The 19,127-nt window shown below is 38.6% G+C and carries 13 protein-coding genes; 4 read left to right on the forward strand and 9 right to left on the reverse strand.

What is annotated here, in order from left to right; genetic code table 11:
- Nucleotides 1-184: 184 nt before the first annotated feature.
- Nucleotides 185-706: a DUF3124 domain-containing protein gene (locus ACFO5T_RS08560; protein ID WP_375253511.1), complete on the forward strand. Its 522-nt coding sequence runs from the start codon at nt 185-187 to the stop codon at nt 704-706.
- 18 nt (nt 707-724) lie between these two features.
- Here the strand turns inward: ACFO5T_RS08560 and ACFO5T_RS08565 are convergent, their stop codons facing one another.
- Genes ACFO5T_RS08565 through ACFO5T_RS08575 form a run of 3 tightly spaced genes read right to left on the reverse strand, consistent with a single transcriptional unit; the run spans nt 725 to nt 4,588 of the window.
- Nucleotides 725-1,663 carry a carbohydrate kinase family protein gene (locus tag ACFO5T_RS08565; protein ID WP_375253512.1) on the reverse strand — a complete coding sequence of 313 codons (939 nt, stop codon included), beginning with the start codon at nt 1,661-1,663 and terminating at the stop codon, nt 725-727.
- The gene (locus tag ACFO5T_RS08570) at nt 1,656-3,002 is read right to left on the reverse strand and encodes a sugar porter family MFS transporter (RefSeq protein ID WP_375253513.1); all 1,347 of its coding nucleotides are present in this window, start codon (nt 3,000-3,002) and stop codon (nt 1,656-1,658) included. Before ACFO5T_RS08570 ends, ACFO5T_RS08565 begins: the two co-directional genes overlap by 8 nt.
- A gap of 38 nt (nt 3,003-3,040) precedes the next feature.
- A complete protein-coding gene (locus tag ACFO5T_RS08575) occupies nt 3,041-4,588 on the reverse strand; it encodes a glycoside hydrolase family 32 protein (RefSeq protein ID WP_380033602.1) in 1,548 nt (515 codons plus the stop codon).
- Nucleotides 4,589-4,793: 205 nt separating this feature from the next.
- On the opposite strand from ACFO5T_RS08575, the gene ACFO5T_RS08580 reads away from it, so the two are divergent.
- From ACFO5T_RS08580 to ACFO5T_RS08590, 3 genes are all read left to right on the forward strand, one after another.
- The gene (locus ACFO5T_RS08580) at nt 4,794-5,834 is read left to right on the forward strand and encodes a LacI family DNA-binding transcriptional regulator (RefSeq protein ID WP_380033604.1); all 1,041 of its coding nucleotides are present in this window, start codon (nt 4,794-4,796) and stop codon (nt 5,832-5,834) included.
- A gap of 82 nt (nt 5,835-5,916) precedes the next feature.
- The gene (pgmB, locus tag ACFO5T_RS08585) at nt 5,917-6,573 is read left to right on the forward strand and encodes a beta-phosphoglucomutase (RefSeq protein WP_380033606.1); all 657 of its coding nucleotides are present in this window, start codon (nt 5,917-5,919) and stop codon (nt 6,571-6,573) included.
- 62 nt (nt 6,574-6,635) lie between these two features.
- On the forward strand, nt 6,636-8,930 hold the full coding sequence (locus ACFO5T_RS08590; RefSeq protein ID WP_380033608.1) for a glycoside hydrolase family 65 protein: 2,295 nt from the start codon (nt 6,636-6,638) through the stop codon (nt 8,928-8,930).
- 13 nt (nt 8,931-8,943) lie between these two features.
- On the opposite strand, the gene ACFO5T_RS08595 is transcribed toward ACFO5T_RS08590, so the two are convergent.
- The 6 genes from ACFO5T_RS08595 to ACFO5T_RS08620 form a co-directional block, all read right to left on the reverse strand.
- Complete coding sequence (locus ACFO5T_RS08595; protein ID WP_038598802.1) at nt 8,944-9,549, reverse strand: DUF4230 domain-containing protein; 606 nt, start codon at nt 9,547-9,549, stop codon at nt 8,944-8,946.
- A gap of 161 nt (nt 9,550-9,710) precedes the next feature.
- Nucleotides 9,711-10,280: a pentapeptide repeat-containing protein gene (locus tag ACFO5T_RS08600; protein ID WP_380033611.1), complete on the reverse strand. Its 570-nt coding sequence runs from the start codon at nt 10,278-10,280 to the stop codon at nt 9,711-9,713.
- A gap of 1 nt (nt 10,281) precedes the next feature.
- Nucleotides 10,282-11,172, reverse strand: a complete 891-nt coding sequence (locus ACFO5T_RS08605; RefSeq protein ID WP_380033613.1) for a GyrI-like domain-containing protein — start codon at nt 11,170-11,172, stop codon at nt 10,282-10,284.
- A 10-nt stretch (nt 11,173-11,182) separates the two neighbouring features.
- Nucleotides 11,183-12,538 carry a vanadium-dependent haloperoxidase gene (locus tag ACFO5T_RS08610; RefSeq protein ID WP_380033615.1) on the reverse strand — a complete coding sequence of 452 codons (1,356 nt, stop codon included), beginning with the start codon at nt 12,536-12,538 and terminating at the stop codon, nt 11,183-11,185.
- A complete protein-coding gene (locus ACFO5T_RS08615; RefSeq protein WP_380033617.1) occupies nt 12,538-15,783 on the reverse strand; it encodes a VCBS repeat-containing protein in 3,246 nt (1,081 codons plus the stop codon). The genes ACFO5T_RS08610 and ACFO5T_RS08615 overlap by 1 nt, the downstream gene beginning before the upstream one ends.
- A gap of 2 nt (nt 15,784-15,785) precedes the next feature.
- Nucleotides 15,786-19,127 (reverse strand): VCBS repeat-containing protein, encoded by a 3,342-nt coding sequence (locus ACFO5T_RS08620; protein ID WP_380033619.1) that lies wholly within the window; start codon nt 19,125-19,127, stop codon nt 15,786-15,788.

The following is a 19,127-nucleotide window of genomic DNA, read 5'->3' on the forward strand; positions in this document are numbered from 1 at the left end:
GGCATTATTAAAATTACTTAATCAAAACAATTATATGACCTGAACTTAGATATTATTTTAATAGGAAGTAATAATAAACACTTTTCAATGTTCTAGACTTATAATTTGATTTTGCGTAACTGTAAACCAATGGCTACTACGATACGGTGAAGAAATCATTATTTAATTAGTACTTTTAAGTATTATGAAAACATCTGCTGTACAAGTAATATGCACTCTGGTTTTGGCACTAAGTGTCATAAGTTGCAATGAGCAACCTCAAGTAAGTTCTGTAAACCCAGAAAACTGGGGAGCAAGAACGGCTAGAATCCCTACCAGTGATACGCTAGCTGTAGGGAAGACGTACCTGTCTATCTATTCTCAAATTTTTAGTTACTCAGAGCATAAAACGCATAACTTAACCGCTATGGTAAGTTTACGTAATACTAGTGATACAGATACGATATATATAACAAATGCCTCTTATTATGATACACACGGTAAGTTAGTGCGTACATATTTTGATAATGCAATATATCTATCACCGCTGGAAACTACAGAGATTGTGATAGATGAAAAAGATGTCACTGGCGGTACGGGTTCTAATTTTATATTTGAGTGGAGTATGCCTGCAGGAGCATCAGAGCCCCTTTTTGAAGGTGTGATGAGCTCTACTATGGGGCAACAAGGTTTATCCTTTACCACTCAAGGCAAAAGAATAAAGTAAAAAATTAGGTTAGACTTTCTAACCTAATAAATCATTAATCTCATCATTAGTAACCACAGGGTTTGCACCTGCTTTTCCAGCGACAAGACTACCTACGGCACAAGCTACTTCTAGTGCATCTTCGGCAGTCTCACCAGAGAGAAGCCCAAAAATTAATGTTGCCAGAAAGCTGTCTCCGGCTCCTACAGTATCTACCACCTTTGCAGGAAAACCTACTTGTGTATGTATGCCGCCTTTATGATAGAGCATCGCACCTTCAGACCCTAGCGTTACACAGACTGTAGGGGTCTCTGTCATTGCACTGAGCATTTTCAACTCATCCTCTAGTGTGTCACCCTCTATGCCCATTGCCATCACGATGAGCTCAAGCTCTTCATCATTAAGCTTTATCATATCTGCCGCTTCCATTAGGCTCGCCACAATCTCAAGATCATAATGAGGAGCACGCAGGTTAAGGTCAAAAACAGTAAACTTAGATCGTTCGGCAAGTACCTCAATTGCTTCAAGATTTACAGCAGTTTCAGCCATAGTACTATCTTCATCAAGAGCATCAAGTATATTTCCGCTTTCGCGAAAAGCGAGACTACCTATAATAAGAGCATCTGCTGCGGTCACTGCTTCGGCATTTTTTTCATTCCAAGCGATAGCATCCCAAGCAGTGTCTTGAGCAATCTCATATGAGGCACTTCCAGCTTTGTCTAAGGTGACCTTTACTTGTCCTGTAGGTTTGTCATTGCGTTGTATTAGAGCCGTGTTAAGCCCTTTTTCCTTTATAAGCCCCAGCGCTTCTTTACCTAAAGCGTCATTTCCCAAAGATGAGATCATAGACACATCTACCCCAAAGGAGTGTAAACGTAGCGCAACGTTAAGTGGCGCCCCGCCTAGTCGTTTCTCATCTGGGAAAACATCCCATAATATCTCGCCGTAACTGGCTATTTTAAGTGGTGTATTAGGCATCTGTAACAAGCTCTTTTTCTAGTTCTTCTAGGGTACGTCCTTTGGTCTCTGGCATAGCAATAATTGCCCATAGTAGTTGGAGTACCATCATTCCTGCAAAGAAATAATAAATATTCCAAAGATGGTCTCTCATTATGCCTTCTTTATCATCTATAAAAAATGGAGTTACGAGCGTTATGACGGCTGCAAAAACCCAGTGTGTACTCGTACCCCAAGATTGCCCATAAGCGCGCACGCGATTTGGAAAAATCTCTGAGATAAAAACCCATATAACAGCACCTTGTCCTATAGCGTGAGACGCAACAAAGGTACATATGAAAGTAAGTAAGAGGGCTGGACTTAGTTGCATCTGGAAACAAATACCTACCATAATAAGGCTCACAATATAGCCTACAGACCCTATTATTATAAGTTGTTTTCTTCCTAGCTTGTCTAGTAATCGCACGCCTATAAATGTAAAGATGAGGTTTACAATACCTATCGCAATAGAGTTAAAGAGCGACTCAGACCCGCCAAGACCTGCTTGTTCTAATATTTGTGGAGCATAATAGAGCACAAAGTTGATACCAGATAACTGATTGAAAAAAGCAATAAGAAAACCTAGCCATAGTACTTTTGAATATTTCTTTTGGAAAAGATTTTCTGAGGTTTTAGTTTGCTGTAAGTCTAGTTTTATTTCTTCTAGTCTAGACTGTGCAGCCCCAGCTCCTTCATATATTTTTTGTAAAACAAGCATTGCGCCTGCATCATCTTTTTTCTGTAGTACGAGCCACCTCGGGCTGTTAGGCACTTTCATCACCATAAGAGTATATATAAGCGCAGGTATAGCTTCTACACCTAGCATCCATCGCCAGTCGTTTGTGCCGTCTACACCTTTAAGCAGCCAGTTTGACACAAAGGCAATGAGGATACCAAAGACGAGCCAAAATTGATAGAGACCTCCTAGTTTACCACGGTTAGACTCAGAGCTTATCTCAGATATATAAATAGGTGCCGCGACAGATGAGACCCCCACACCAATGCCTCCTATAAATCTAAAAGCCGAAAATGAATACGGATCTTGTGCTAGCGAACAGCCTACGGCAGAGACAAAAAAGAGAATTCCTATCCAGAAGAGTGTCTTTTTACGTCCTAATTTTTTAGTAGGAAAACCACCTAGTAGAGATCCAGCCACGGTCCCCCATAATGCCATACTCATTATAAAAGTACCGTGCATAAAAGGTGATAAATTCCATAACTCCTTTATGGGTGAGTTTGCACCACTTATGACTACGGTGTCAAAACCAAATAAAAAGCCAGCGAGGGCTACGGTAATACTCCATTTTGTGATTTCTTTCATATGCCTTGTTTAGGGTGATGAGGTCGCGTGCTTCTGCACTACTTCCATATTCGTTTTATTTTGCTCACTTTTAAATTTACGATTGTAGTATTCTCACTTGTTAATGTGAGTGCGGTAAACGGTGTGGTAGGAAAAATTTGGTCTGTAAATACAGTGCTCCCGCCATCTATAAAAATCTCAATAGATGATGCATCCATTACAATACTATAAGCTACATCAGTAGGACTGTCAAGAATTGCTGGTGCTGTGTGAACTTTATCACCAAAAGATTGTTCAAAGCTTACAACGCCAGATTTTCTCCGGTCTAGATAGTAGTTTTTTGTGCTGCTATCATAACCAAATTTTAATGATTCCTTATTGACATTTGTAAAGCTGAGTTTAAAGTCATCTAGTTTACCAGGTATTTTAAAATCTAGGCGTTGCTCATTATAATTTTTACTAGAGAGTGACATTCCACTTTTCATCGTATCGTGTACTACGGTTGCATAGGCATATTCATCTAAAGAGGTGATGGGGTAGTTTTTAAGGTAAAAGCCATTTGTTTTGTTTTTATGCAGCGTAAGCTTTCGCGAAAGCGTCATTGCACTGCGCCACGCTTCTGTAGGCGTGTCACGGGCATAGTTCCAGTTACTCATCCAGCCTATAAACGTACGTTCTGTGTCTGGCAGTCCATTAAAGGTAACGCCGGCATAGTTATCTGTACCGTAGTCTAGCCATTTTATTTCCTTTTGGTTGGTAGTAAATGTGGTGCCATCAAAATCACCTATAAAATACTGTGTTCCAGAACCTCCGTTAGGAGCACCAGGATTAATACTTATAATTAAAACCCACTTAGTCTCATCGCTTCCCTCAACCTCAAGCGGAAACAAATCTGGACACTCCCAGACGCCGCCGTGAGCTCCTATGTTTTTTCCAAACTCACTCATAAGCGTCCAGTCCTTAAGATTTGGGCTACTATAAAATTTTGCGTGATCGCCAGCGACAAGTGACATTACCCACTTCTGAGTGTCATCGTGCCACATTACCTTAGGATCTCTAAAGTCTTTGATGTTTCCTTCATTACCTATAACGGGATTGCCACTATACTTTTTCCAGGTCTCACCTTCATCTAGACTGTAAGCAATACCCTGAGTTTGAAAATCTTTACGTCCTGCTTTTTCGCCTTCCATAAGGTGGTAGGTAAAAATGGCAACCATAGGAGGATTATCTTTTGTACCTAAGCCAGAGGTGTTATTTGTATCCATCACAGCACTACCAGAAAATATAAGACCTAGCTCGTCTGGGTATAGTGCTATAGGCTTATGCTCCCAAGAAACGAGATCTTTTGAGGTGGCGTGACCCCAGTGCATAGGCCCCCAGACAATGTCTTCTGGATAGTGCTGGTAAAATAAGTGATAGGTGCCGTTGTGGTATATGAGGCCGTTAGGGTCATTCATCCACATTGTGGGTGGTGTGAAATGATACTGCGGTCTATAAGTTTCGCGAAAGCGTTCTTCTACTAAAGCCTCCTTATTGTTTATAGAAGTTGTTTTTTCTTTACAACTAGCTAATGTGAGAAATAAGAAAATTAAAAAAAGATGCTTCATTTTTAATGTGATTTTTAAAACTTGTGAGACCCCGTGGCTTAGTTGTAATACTTGATTTAGTAGTTAAACAGCTCTAAAATAGGTCAAAAATTCACATTATGATAATAAATATAATAACTTATTAAGAATACATCGTTTTCGTACCCAAAAGGATTTGTTTAAATTGTACTATAGCTTTTAGTAAGCTTATTTTTACGATACCATTATGAAAAGAAAACTCACCTTAAAATTAATTGCCAAAGAACTTGATGTTTCTATCTCTACTGTCTCAAAAGCACTCCGTGATAGTGCAGAGATAAGTGAAGACACACGCCAGAAGATTAAAGCCTTTGCAAAGCTGTATAATTATAAGCCTAATAATATCGCGTTAAGTCTTAAAAACAGGAAGACACGCACTATCGGGATTATTATACCGCAAATAGTGCATCACTTTTTTACCACTGTAATACGTGGGGTTGAGCAAATGGCGAGAGAGCACAATTACAATGTGATTATCACTCTTTCTAATAATGATTTTGATAAGGAAGTTCTTAATATGGAGCTACTCGCAAATGGTAGTACAGATGGATTTATCCTTTCTTTATCAAAAGAAACAATGCAAAGGGACGACTTTAGACACCTCACAGAGGCTATAGACCAAGGGATGCCTGTTGTAATGTTTGACCGTATAGTAGATGAGATACCTTGTGATAAAGTGCTTATAGATGACCGCGAGGGAGCAAAGCTAGGTGTAAACCACTTGATTAAAACGGGCTGTAAAAAGATAGCCATCATCACTACAGAAGATTATATCACCGTAGGAAAGTTGCGTACTAAGGGGTATATGGAAGCCCTTGAATCTGTCGGTATTACCGTAGATAAAGATCTTATTTTAAAACTAGATGCTATAGATGAGCTTAATGATAAAGCAAAGGCTCGTATTAAACATTTCTTAAAAGGAAAGGACATAGATGGTGTATTTACGATAAATGAAATTTTTGCTGTGACCGCTGCCAAATATATTATGGAAGCAGATAAAACCATTCCAGAAGATGTGAGTATTGTGAGCTTCTCAGATGGTGAGTTATCTCAACACTTTGTACCTAGCCTCACTACAGTAAGCCAGCACGGAGAAGAGATGGGACGTAAGGCAGCAGAGTTACTTATCAATAAACTAGAGCGACCAGAAGAAGAGGTAGAGCAATATACCACTGCATATATAGATACAAGTCTCATAGAGCGTGAGAGCACAAAGAGAGTAAAATAGGGATATTACGCTTTCGCGAAAATTAAATAAAAACACATCGAGTGAAAACTAAACAACTCTGATGACCGAAAACATATTGAAATTGAAAAAGAAAGCATTCATTTTTGACCTAGACGGAGTTATAGTAGACACTGCAAAATTTCATTATCTCGCCTGGCGTAACCTTGCCAAAGAGATGAATTTTGACTTCACAGAAGAGCAAAACGAACTTTTTAAAGGGGTAAGCCGTGTGCGATCGCTAGAGATACTACTAGACCTAGCTTCATACGATGCAACTCAAGAACAAAAAGACAGGTGGCTCATCCAGAAAAATGAAGAGTATCTTAAGTACATCAAAGGGATGGATGACAGTGAGATCTTACCAGATGTGGTGAGAGTACTCGATTTTCTAGAAGAAAAAAATCAAGGCATAGCCCTAGGGAGCGCAAGTAAAAATGCACGACCTATCTTAACTAAGCTTGATTTATTAGATAAATTTCAGGCGATTGTAGATGGTAATGATGTGACAGCAGCAAAGCCAGATCCAGAAGTATTCTTAAAAGGAGGAGAAGCTTTAAAAATTGAACGTACAGATTGTATCGTTTTTGAAGATTCTATTGCGGGTATACAAGCTGCAAACAGCGCAGGTATGATAAGCATAGGTATAGGAGAGCAAGATGTGCTACACGAGGCAAACTACGTTTTTAAAGACTTTACAGAGATGAGTAATGCTTTCCTTCTAGAACTTATAGAAGCATAAATTTAATCTAACTACAACTATCATCAAGTATGAGATAAGCTCATACGTAAGACTACCATAATATGCATATAGATTATATCACTCCAAATGATTGGTCCATTATAGAAGATGGATGGAACCCAAATAACGTAAAATCATCAGAGAGTCTTATGGCGCTAGGTAATGGTGCAATGGGGCAACGCGCAAATTTTGAAGAAGATTATAGTGGCGCGACCTTTCAAGGAAGTTATATAGGAGGTGTGTATTACCCAGATAAAACCCGCGTAGGCTGGTGGAAAAATGGGTATCCAGAGTACTTTGCAAAAGTGCTCAATGCGCCTAGCTGGATAGGTATAAAAGTTACAGTAAACGGAGAGAGTCTGGATTTACATACCTGTAAAGAGGTAAAAGATTTCCGTCGTGAGCTTGATATGAAAGCTGGTGTATTGTACAGAAGTTTTAAAGCCACCCTACAAAATGACGTTGAGATTGCAGTAAAAGCAACACGTTTTTTAAGTTTGGAGATGGATGAGGTAGGTGCTATTAAATACGAAGTGACACCTATTAATGTAGACACTACAATAAGTTATGAGCCGTATTTAGATAGCGGTATCACTAATGAAGATTCAAACTGGGATGACAAGTTTTGGAACACGCTAGAAGTTTCAGAAAATGATGATATGGCTTTCATCACCGCACATACTATGAAGACGGAGTTTCACGTATGTACGATGATGCAAAACAAGCTTTTTATAGATGGTGATGAGATTACGCTTTCGCGAAAGCGTTCTCAAAAAACTGCAACCTACGTAGGTCACGAGTATGAGACAGATGTTGCCAAAGGAGAAACCTTTGCCATACAAAAAATAGGAGGTTATGTAAGTAGCCTTAATCACGATAAAGGTGGTCTCGTAGCAGTAGCAACAGACGTACTAAATAAAGCAACAGACTTGGGTTATGATGCTTTGCTAGCTTCTCAAAAGGAAGCCTGGGCAAAAACCTGGGAGATGTCTGACATCACAATTGAGGGAGACACAAAAGCACAGCAGGGTATACGTTTTAATATCTTTCATCTTAATCAAACCTACACGGGGCAAGATAGCCGTCTCAATATAGGTCCAAAAGGGTTTACTGGTGAAAAATATGGAGGGTCTACCTACTGGGATACCGAGGCTTACTGTATTCCATTTTATATGGCTACCAAAGATCAAAGTGTTGCACGACAGTTACTCACTTATAGGTATAACCAGCTTGATAAGGCTATAGAAAATGCTCAAAAACTAGGTTTTACAAACGGAGCGGCACTATACCCTATGGTTACTATGAACGGGGAGGAATGTCACAATGAGTGGGAAATTACCTTTGAAGAGATACACCGTAACGGCTCTATGGTTTATGCTATATATAATTACGAGCGTTACACGGGAGATACGAACTACATTCCAGAGATGGGGCTTGAGGTAATTATAGGTGTAGCGAGATTCTGGAGACAGAGGGCGACTTTTTCTAAGGCTAAGAATGCCTATGTGATTCTAGGAGTTACAGGTCCTAACGAGTACGAGAATAATGTAAATAATAACTGGTTTACAAACTATATCGCAAAGTGGTGTCTAGAGTATGCTTTTGAACAAGCAGAGCTGCTAAGAGATACTGCGAAAGAAGATTGGTCACGTATTTCTGGAAAAACGCATCTGTCTTACGACGAGATGCTTTCTTGGAGGTCTACAGCAGAGCAGATGTACTTTCCATACTCAGAAGAAAATGGTGTGTACTTACAGCAAGATGGTTTCTTAGATAAGGAATTAATCACCGTAGAAGATTTACCAAAATCAAACCGACCTATTAATCAAAAATGGTCTTGGGACCGCATACTGCGCTCTCCATACATAAAGCAAGCAGATACGTTACAAGGGTTCTACTTTTTTGAAGACCACTTTACTAAGGAGCAACTAGAAAAGCATTTTGATTTTTATGAGCCATTTACCGTACACGAGAGTTCATTATCTCCTTGTGTGCACGCTATACAAGCTGCAAAATTAGGTAGGATGGATCAAGCATATGAGTTTTACTTACGCACATCACGTCTAGATCTCGATGATTATAATAAGGAGGTAGAAGAGGGACTGCACATCACGAGTATGGCAGGTACCTGGCAGAGTGTGGTAGAAGGCTTTGGAGGGATGCGTGTAAAGAATGACACTTTATCTTTTGATACCAAAATACCTAATGCTTGGACGGGTTACAGTTTTAAAGTAAACTTTAGAGGCCAGATTTTAAAAGTAGAAGTGGCTAATAATGCAACCAACTTTACACTTGTAAGTGGAGAAGGCTTAAGTATTCTTGTAAACGGAGAAAAGAGAGAGGTATTACCAGCTTAAAGAGCTGGTAAGCCTATAATTTTATAGGTGTACTATCTGTAACTGCATTCCCATTATATTCAAGGGTCCACCCTAGTGAGTTAGTAAGAAAGTAAATTTTAGAAAGTTCTGAGATAAGTCTGTTTTGTGCATTTGAGTAAAGGGTAGAGTTTTTAACTTCCTTTTCAAGCCCTTTTTGCACGCGTGATTTTATGATATTATAATCGCGAGCATTAAACTGGTTGAGGTAGTCTTGTTGCACATCATAATATTCTATATTAGGATTAATCTTTAATTCAGGTTCTGGGATATAGGTAATGCGTACCGTCTTTGTAAGTTCATCAATCTCTGTAGCAACCTTAGAAAGATCGTAAGCGATAGTTGCTTCGGCATTTACAACTACTAGGGCCTTTTTTGTCGCAGAAAGTACATCTACATAGAATTTTTTTGAATCTTCATAGGTGAAAACTTGGGCATAGTTACCTTCTGTAACGATGAGTTTCCCTACGTTTTTTATTTGTTTCTCAATGAGCGCGGTATTTGCTCTAAGCTGCTCACTTTCATCTTTTGTGTGTTCACAATAACGCACACCAAAAACAATCACAAGTGCAAGAGCTGCCCCAAAAAGTATTTTACGCATAATAGTTTATTATATAACCAAGGTACATAAAATAAAAAGCCGCACATAAGTGCGGCTTTAATGAGTTTCTAAATCCCCCAATTTCGATTCTCATTCTAATGATGTAAATGTAATTGCTTCTTTAAGTTTTAGGTAGGGGTAAATGCCCCTTTATAGTAATGTTACTTAATTATTATTCCAGAATAGCGTAAAAGTCCAGCAAGATTGTCATTTGAAAAAAGTGCTCCTTTAAGTATCGTTTGCGTAGGGTTTATTGTGTAGTCTATAGCTGTCCTAAAGTCTGCTCTAAGTAATTTTGAGTTTTCAAAATTGGTTTTGGTTAATATGCATTTGTCAAACCTAGCCTCGCTCAAATCTGCCTCAGTAAAATCTACTTCGGCCATAGGGCAGTCTATAAAGGTTGTTTTTTTAAGTGGTAATGCGGTGAAGTTTGAGAGGTTTAGAACGCTTTCGCGAAAGCGTAATCCCAACATAAAGATATTACAAACACTAAAATCTGCTCCTAGCAGTTTACAGCCGTCAAATAAAACTTGATTGAGACTAGTGCCACCAAACTTTACATTAGTGAGGTTGCAATTTATAAATGTGCACTCTAAAAAAGTCCTGTTTGAGAGATGGAGGCTTTCAAAATTACACTCCCTAAATGTGCAATTATCATACTCGCCTTTGTCTAAAGGTTGCTGAGTGTAATCTATACCTGTAAACTCTTGATCACTGTAATATGAGCTCATATTATTCTACAATGGGTAAGTAAACTTCTGTCTTCCACCTGCTCTCGTCACCAGCCATATTTGGATTGTTATAAAAGACCTCAGTAGGTTTTAGATCTACTTTAATATTATTGCTCTTTGCATAGTTAAGAAGCGCATACCAAGCACGATCTGATGTAATATAGTTACCGTTATAAATAGCTTTAAGTGCTCTTTGTGCAGGTCTTGACCCATATTTAATGTCTTTTACTACTGGTAAAGAATCCCTTTTTATCATAGGGAATGCAAAGTGATATTTTATACTATCGGTTGCTCTGTTCCAGTCTGCGATTTGTACAAAGGGGCGTCCATCTAGCTCAATATCATACGTAGCCATTGTGCCTTGCAGATGCCCTATATCGCGCATCATTCCGTCTGCTTTGAGAATTTGTAGCCCTTCAAGCTCTGTATAGGCATAAAACTTGGCTGGGAGTTCTTCTTCACCTACTATAGTTACTGTAATTCTATCTAGATGATCTTGTAATAACTCGTTAAATTCTAGTACAGTTCTAGTAGCGCTTTTTTTAAAGTCTGTGTCCTTAAAAAGCCCATTTATACGATTGTTTATAGAGTGTGTGGGATCTATTACGTGTACCGTAACCTCCGTAAGTGAATCGTGCACTTTGTTAAGTTGCCACTTGTATATGTGAGTAGAGTCTTGTACTGTAAATTCTTGAATGATTTGTGTGTGTTCATCACCCAGTTGTACCTCTGTGACTGACGCGCCTTCTTTCCAGTTTTTTATAGATTGCTCTATAGTACCTAGAGTAGTTTTTGCCTTAATTTTTGCAGTAAAGTCTCCTGGTTTAAGATATAGGTACCATACGCCTGTTGCTATGATACTTACTATTATGAATGCAATAATCTTTTTCATAATAGATGATTTAGTTTGAAGTAACGCCAGTTTCTGTTTTCATATCAAGTTGAGATACGACATATTGCCCAAGGTCTTTTCCTTGGTTAAGACCTATCTCTACAGCCGCACGATAGTGTATACCACCATACATACGACTTATAGCAGCTTCTTGCGCTGCTGCTCTAAAGGATTTAAAATTACGTATAGGTAAACCATAAGCAATCTCTGTGTCATCATTAAAAGAGAAGTTGTCTCCAAAAATACTAGTGAGGCTCTCTGCCGCAGCACCAGACACTACTGAGTGGCCACTTACGTACTCTGGAAAAGGAGGTGTTTGTAAAATAGGCTTCCAAGAGTCATCTATATGATCATTTATAAGCGTCTCTGGGCGTATTAAATTAGAGCGGTACTTCTCATCCCAACAAGATATAAAAGCGTCATACATTGCTATGGTTGTTTTTGTATAGGCGTGCAAAGTATGTACAACATCTAGGCCAGCCTTTTTTGAGGCAATTTTTGTAATACCCACCCAGTGACCGCCAGGGGTTATCTTTTTTGTGGCAAACATTAAATGACCTCTCGTAACAGATACATATGGATTACAATCCCAAAACTGTGCTATGGCAATCTCCTCAGAGGTATCTCCGTCTTTTGTTATTTGCTGGCTTATGTCATAAACCTCCTTAAGCTCTTTATAAAAGTCTGAATCTTCTTCTAGTGAAAATGCTGGTGGTGGTACAGGTTTAAATTGGTCTGCCGTATTAATTACAAATGGTCTTATTTTATTCCAGTGTGGCTCTATTCCATCCATATATGCAGGTGGAGTAGGTTGCCATCTAGAAGGCTCGTCAGAACGTACAGAGAACTTAGGCATTGTGCGAGTTTGTTTGTAATTATCACCATCCATCCACGCTGCAATATGATTAGACACTTGTAGTCCATAATCTCTTGAGTTTATAAACTCTTCTTCATTAAGCTCTTGCCAGTTTGCATAAAGACTATCTCTATAAGTCTCTATATCTTGCTCAGAAAATATAAGACGTTTACTCATATCCATATGAGCAACGAGGGCTGCAAGTTCATAGTTGATAGATGCGTCTTCTGCAGGTGTTGGGATTGCTTTAAAATTTGTGAGTTGTCCTGATAGTGAAGAAAATGTAGGATTGTTTTGAGCTAGTATCTCGTAGGCAGCAATATTAGGATATGCATAAATTCTACTAGCTACTGGTGGCGAGAAGATATCGTGTATAATTACTTCTGTAACTTTATCTATCGCATTATGAAAGTGATCTGGAGTAATCACAATAGGCTCACTCTTTTTTGAACAAGAGCTTAAAGTAATTAAAGCAGTAAGTAGGACTATGAGTGTATACTGTGTTTTCATTATTGTGTAGTTTCTATTGTATATACCTGTGCTGGTTCATTATTAAAAGTAACGAGCAAGTAATTTGTGTTATTATGTGTTATGATAGATAGCTTACGAACAGACTTTTGAGCAAAATCTAATCCGATGGTATACCCATCTATTATTTCTTGTTCTGATTTTATAAGAGCACCAGGGAACGAATCTAACCTACCGTGATACGGTTTTGTGCCAAAATAATTTCCTCCTACGAGGGCCCCTTTTTTTCCATCATTAGTAAAGTCAAATACTACAAAATCTAGTAGGGGAGCAACTTGTAATGATGATGGGAAAGGTACAAAAGTAAAGGAACCTTTTTCATTTTTTAAGTATCCAGACTTTAAAGTGGTAACATTTAATTCTTGAGCCTTAGATAAACTCTTGGCACCTATAATCTCTGAGATAGTTTTACCAGCAAAATCATTATTTGTACTATATTTCTTTTTAAGAGATACAAGTTGTTTCGCTAGTTCAGGAAGATTTTGAATAGGGTAGTAGTTACCATTTCTAGCAGTAGCAACCAGCGTTTCGGTTTGGCCGTTGTTATCAAAGTCTGCGTGATACATTTTGAGCGGCTCACCTTCTGTAGCTGTAAACTTGCTGTTAGTTCCCCAGTTGCCTAGCAAGTAATCCAGATCACCATCATCATCTATATCAAAAGGCGCTATGGTTTGCCATAAGCCAGTAAGCATCTCTGTTGTTAACTTCTCTTTAGAAAGCACGCCATCATTATTTATGTAAAATTGAGGTGCCATCCATTCACCTATTACAATGAGATCTTTCTGGTTATCATCGTTAAGATCTGTCCACACGGCATCTGTAACCATACCTATATTACCTAGGTTGTTATTTTTATCTACAGTGTATTTGCCATTGTTGTTTTTGAGAAGCACACTTTCTGGTGCTGTGCCAAAATCGCCAGTAATTACTTGGTGACCTATAAACAAGTCCATATCACCGTCATTGTCATAATCGTTTGGAGCGATAACAGAAGTGTTGCCCAGTAAGTTGAGAGGTTGCTTTGAGAGGCTATCATCTAGTTTTAAGATATAATCATCAAGAGCACTATTAGTTTGTGCAAAATCTGCGCCAGCGGTGCCTACTATAATCTCACCATTTTGAATGATTGCTGTTTTGTCTTCGGTTTTACTCTGTTTTTTTAAGGGTTCTATATACGCTTTCGCGAAAGCGGAATCTCCACCCAAGTATATTTGAGACGAAGTAAATTTTGAACTACCAAAATAAATATCATCCACCCCATCATTATTTATATCACCCACTGCGGTAGCTGGACCCCGATCTGAAAGTTGATAAGGAATTAATTTTTGGCGGTTAAAGTCTATGTATGCATCTTCCTTGTGTGTGTAATCTATACCTAGATTTCCTGGTGTTTTTGAGAAGAGTTTTTCATTTTTTGGCAATAAACTATGGTAGTCAAAAGGTGTTGAAGCTCGTGGTGACAGCTTTACCAATGAATTTGTAGTTATGTTACGCTCAGTTTGATACGTGTTATCTGGCCATATAACCTTGAGAGAATCAATAGTCGTATTTTTAGGAAAGCCAAAATGCACTAGAGGCTGTGACGATGCTTGAAACCCTCTGGCGGTATAAAGCTCTTTGTACTGTGTCTTACCTCCTACATATGCAAATACTTTAGTACCTATCCCAAAAGGATTCTTAGCTGTGTACTCAAATTTGAGTTGGACATATGTAGCCGTAGTATCTGTCTGGTTGATGTAGAGCGTTGCTTCTTTGTTTATATTATTAACTACAATGTCTAGGTCTCCATCGTTATCTAAATCTGCAAGGGCAGATGCGCCAGAAACAGATGGTTGAGATGCTAGCCACGTCTGTGATTTGTCTGTAAAGTTCAAATCTCCACCACCCTTAAATAACCTGTTAGGTGTTGCCCCGATGGGCATAAGGTCTAGAGCTTCATTGTCCAGTAGTCGGGACTCGTTAATGCGATTTTGAATTTTATCACTAGAGATAAAGTTTATAAAATCTAGATTGTTAGGTCGCTTAGGAATACCGTTTGCAATAAATAAATCTTGTACACCATCGTGATCAAAATCTGCAAAAAGAGCGCTCCAGCTCCAGTCTGTAGCAGCAATTCCAGAAGATAGTGCTTGCTCTTTAAATTGATATCCCGGTTGATTTATAAAGAGCATATTACGGGTAAACTGGTAGTGATACCCAAAGCGCTCTGTACGTAACTTTTGCGTTTGGATATTATCATCACCTTCAGACGCTTTAAGAGCAACTTCATCATCTGGAAGCATATCTAATGAGATGATATCTGGGAAGCCATCACCGTTAAGATCTGAGTTGTCATTACCCATTGAGAATCTTGAGGTATGTGGGAAGTGTTTTTTTAAGCTTTCGCGAAAGCGTAAACCTCCTTCATTAATGTAGTAGTAATCATCTTCGTGAAAATCATTACCCACATAGATATCTGGCCATCCATCTTGATTAAAATCTGCCACCGAAATACCGAGGCCGTAACCATTTATGCCTCCATAAATACCCATCTGCTCACTTACATCTGTAAAGTGGTTACCATCGTTTCTGAGAAGTTTGTCACCTGTCTTTTCCTCACGCTTGTTGCGCAGGGATGCTTTGCCAAAAGAGGACTCTGTGTGTATGGCGTGGTTGAGTAAATAAATATCTAGGTCTCCATCAAGATCATAATCTAGCACTGCGGCTGTAGTCCCGTAATCTTTAAAATCAAGCCCATAGGTTTTTGCCTGTTCTGTAAAAGTACCATCACCATTGTTTATAAATAACTCATCGTGACCAGCGAAATCATTTATACCCACAACAGCACGCACATAGATGTCTAGGTATCCATCTGCATTTGCATCAAACATTATAGCACCGGTACTCCAAGAGTTATTCCCTCCGGTTTTAGAGCTTGTTGTAATGTCTGTAAACTTGAGATTACCCTCGTTGAGATACAGTTTGTTTTGTACTTGGTTGCCAGATAGGTAAATGTCTTGTAGGCCGTCATTATTAATGTCACCCACAGCTACGCCACCACCATTATAAAAGTAGAGGTAATCTAGTATGTTAAGGGAATCGCTCTCTGCAAGTGTATTTGCAAAGGTGACTCCAGTACTGTGTCCAGGTGGAGTTTTGAAAAGCGGCAAGCTCTCATCTACAGTCTCGCGTGTACACGAGACAATGATAAGTGCGATCCATAAAAGTACTAGTGCACCTCTTCTCATAGTTAATTGTTAAGCGCAAAAACTCTAGGTTTACTGTCATTAAGCGCGGCTATAAAGTATGTGTTACCAGCTGCATCCGTAAACGTCTGTAAGTGTTTCATCTCTTCGCGCACATAAAATCCGCTTTTAGTATATGGTTGCCACTCAAAGTTTGCAGAGCCATCACCTAGTAATACACTCCCAAAACTTGCATCTAGTTGAGAATACTGTGGTTTGTACTCAAAGTTATTACCACCCATAACAAGATCAAGCAGTCCATCATTGTTTACATCTGTACAGCTTATACCGCACACACAAGATAATTGTACGCCAGCAGGTAGTGCTTTTAAGGTAAAGTTTCCTTTCCCATCATTTATGGCAATAGCAGACTCAGAGGTGTTAACCTTCTTTACTTTAGAGTTTGCCAGTACCTCTGCAGAGAATAACTCATCAATAGATCTTTTTGCATAATCTGAGGCCTTGATATTCTGTTTTTTTAGTGATACGATTTGTCCCATTATCTCCTTTTTCTGGTGTAGCGGGTAATCTTTGCCATTTTGAGTTATGGTAGTGATTTGCTCTATCGTACTATTTGCATCAAAATCATTTATAAATAACTTCATAGGTGCATCTTGAGTAGGTTTGTAATGAATATTTGTTCCTTCATTACCGAGTATTAAATCTAGATCACCATCATTATCTATATCTGCACTTTCTATACTCTGCCACCAGCCGTAAGCATTATCAAGACTTGAGTTGTGTCTTACAAGCTTTCCATTTTCTAGTTTATATGCTTTTACGGTATCCCACTCTGCAGTGATTACTAGTTCTTTTATAGTGTCACCATCTATATCTGTCCATACAGCATCTGTAACCATACCAGCATCATTAAGGAGAGCTCCTTGTTGAGGTGTTACATTTGTAAAGCTACCTTTACCATTGTTTTGTAATAACAAATGCTTTGGATTAATACCGTAGGTGCTTGCTGTATTTCTAGAACCTATAAATAAATCTACATCACCATCTTGATCATAATCATAAGGAGCAATAACCGAGGCACCTTGATTTACAGCTGGAAGTAATTGAGCCGGATTAAATGAGCCGTCACCTTTATTTATATATATACGTGGTCTGTAAAATGGAGCGCCGTCTATCTGGTTTCCTCCAGTAGCTACGATGAGGTCTAAGGCGCCATCACCAGTTACATCTACAAAAGAAGCCGCAGTATCTTCAAAAATTGCAGATTTATCAAAATTTATAGAAGAAGGTACAAGCTTCCCATCTCCCTTATGTAAGTAGAGGGTAGGAGCTTGATCTTTTGCTCCACCTATAAAGATATCTTCATTACCATCTCCATCTATATCACCTACTGCGAGGGCAGGACCTTCTTGTGAGAGTTTCTTTGCAATAAGCCCTTCATAGTCAAAATCATTATACTCATTTTCTTGATGTGAAGTAAGGAGTGTGTTATCTAATTCTCTAAGCAGGGTGTTAGACTCTTTGACTGGGTATTTATATATTTCGGAGGCCTCACTAATTTTAGCCGTAAGTGTTTGGTTCGCATTAATGTTTTTGAGTAGTTGTGTCTTGTCATTAGGCCATATAATACGCAATGAGTCTATGGTTTTTGAAGCTCCTAGACCTATGGTCATACCATACTCCATAGAAGATTGAAAACCTCTAGATGGAACAAGTTCTTGTAAAATAGATTGATTGTCGTGATATAGACGTACAGTAGTACCCACGGCAAATCTATTTTTATCACTACCCTCAAAGTTTATTTTTATATAATTATGAGACTCATCTACTACAGAGTTGTTTCTGTAAACAAATGCATCCATATTTACATTATTAACCACAATATCTAGATCACCATCATTATCTAGGTCACCATAAGCAGCACCATTAGACATACTCTCTAGGCCTAGGCCCCAGTCTTGAGCCTTGTTTGTAAATGTTAAGTCCTTCTGGTTTTGATAGGCATAATTAGGTAGTGGTTTTACAGGCATTTTATTAATGATAGAATCTACTGGGTGCGTTTTACCATTGACCTTACTACGTATAAGTTCATTTGCAAAGAAGTCTACAAAGTCTAGATCTGTGAGGTCGTGGTTAATACCGTTAGTAATATAAATGTCTCTGTAACCATCATTATCCATATCAAATACAAGACCCGACCAACTCCAGTCTGTGGCCTCAACACCGCTAAAGTATGCTGTTTCAGAAAATGAACCATTGCCGTTATTTATTTGCAGCGTGTTCTGAATAAACTGCTGGTAAAAGTCATCACGCTGTTTACGTTTATACACATTATAACCGTCAAATTCCATTACAGACTTCACGCGCTCCTCTCCATCGGGAAGCATATCTGTGATAAAAATATCTTGCAGCCCATCATTATTTATGTCTGAGATATCAATACCCATAGCAGAGAGTGACAGGTGAGAGGTCCACTCTTTAATCTCTTCTGTAAAAGTGCCGTCTTGGTTATTTATATATAAATAATCACGCTCAAAGAAGTCGTTTGATATATAAATATCTGGCCAGAGATCTTTATTTATATCTGTAACTACAACGCCTAGCCCAAAACCTATAAGAGAGCCATATATGCCAGACTCTTCACTTACATCTGTAAATACTCCACCGTCGTTGCGCATAAGTAAATCACCTACACCTCTAGTATCGCTATCTACATTTGCCCAATCTTGTGCACGTTTGTCCCGTTGTCCTTTGTTACCTAGACTACTCACAGGGACATTACTATTGTTAAGGATATATGCATCTAGATCACCATCTTTATCATAATCAAAGAAGGTCGCGTGTGTTGTAAAGCCAGAGGTGGCGAGATTATACTCTTTTGCGCGCTCAGTAAAAGTGAGGTCACCATTGTTAATGTACAGGTCATTATCGTGACTGTTTTCCTTAAGGTTGCCGGCATTACTTACATAAATATCTAGAAGTCCATCTGCATTAACATCTGCCATTGTAACACCAGTAGACCAAGGTTTGTTACCTTCAATACCAGCGCTTTTAGAAATATCTTCAAATTTAAAATTGCCTTTATTGAGATACAATTTATTCTTCCCCATATTTGCCGTTAGGTAAATATCTGCAAGCCCATCATTATTTATATCACCTATAGCAACACCGCCTCCATTATAAAAATTACGGTATTTAAAAATGTTGAAATCTGCTTGATTTTTTATACTATTTATAAAAGAAATACCCGTGCTGTCTGGCGACATTTGTGTAAAAAGTGTCTCCTTAGTGTCAATATCCAGACTTGCACTTTCTTCATTACAAGAGCATAGAAAAATGGTAAAAGTTACTAAGGTAAAAAGCCTGTATTTTTTTAAAATGTCCAT

It is taken from the genome of Dokdonia genika (genome assembly GCF_042652845.1).
Classification (GTDB): Bacteria; Bacteroidota; Bacteroidia; order Flavobacteriales; family Flavobacteriaceae; genus Dokdonia; species Dokdonia donghaensis.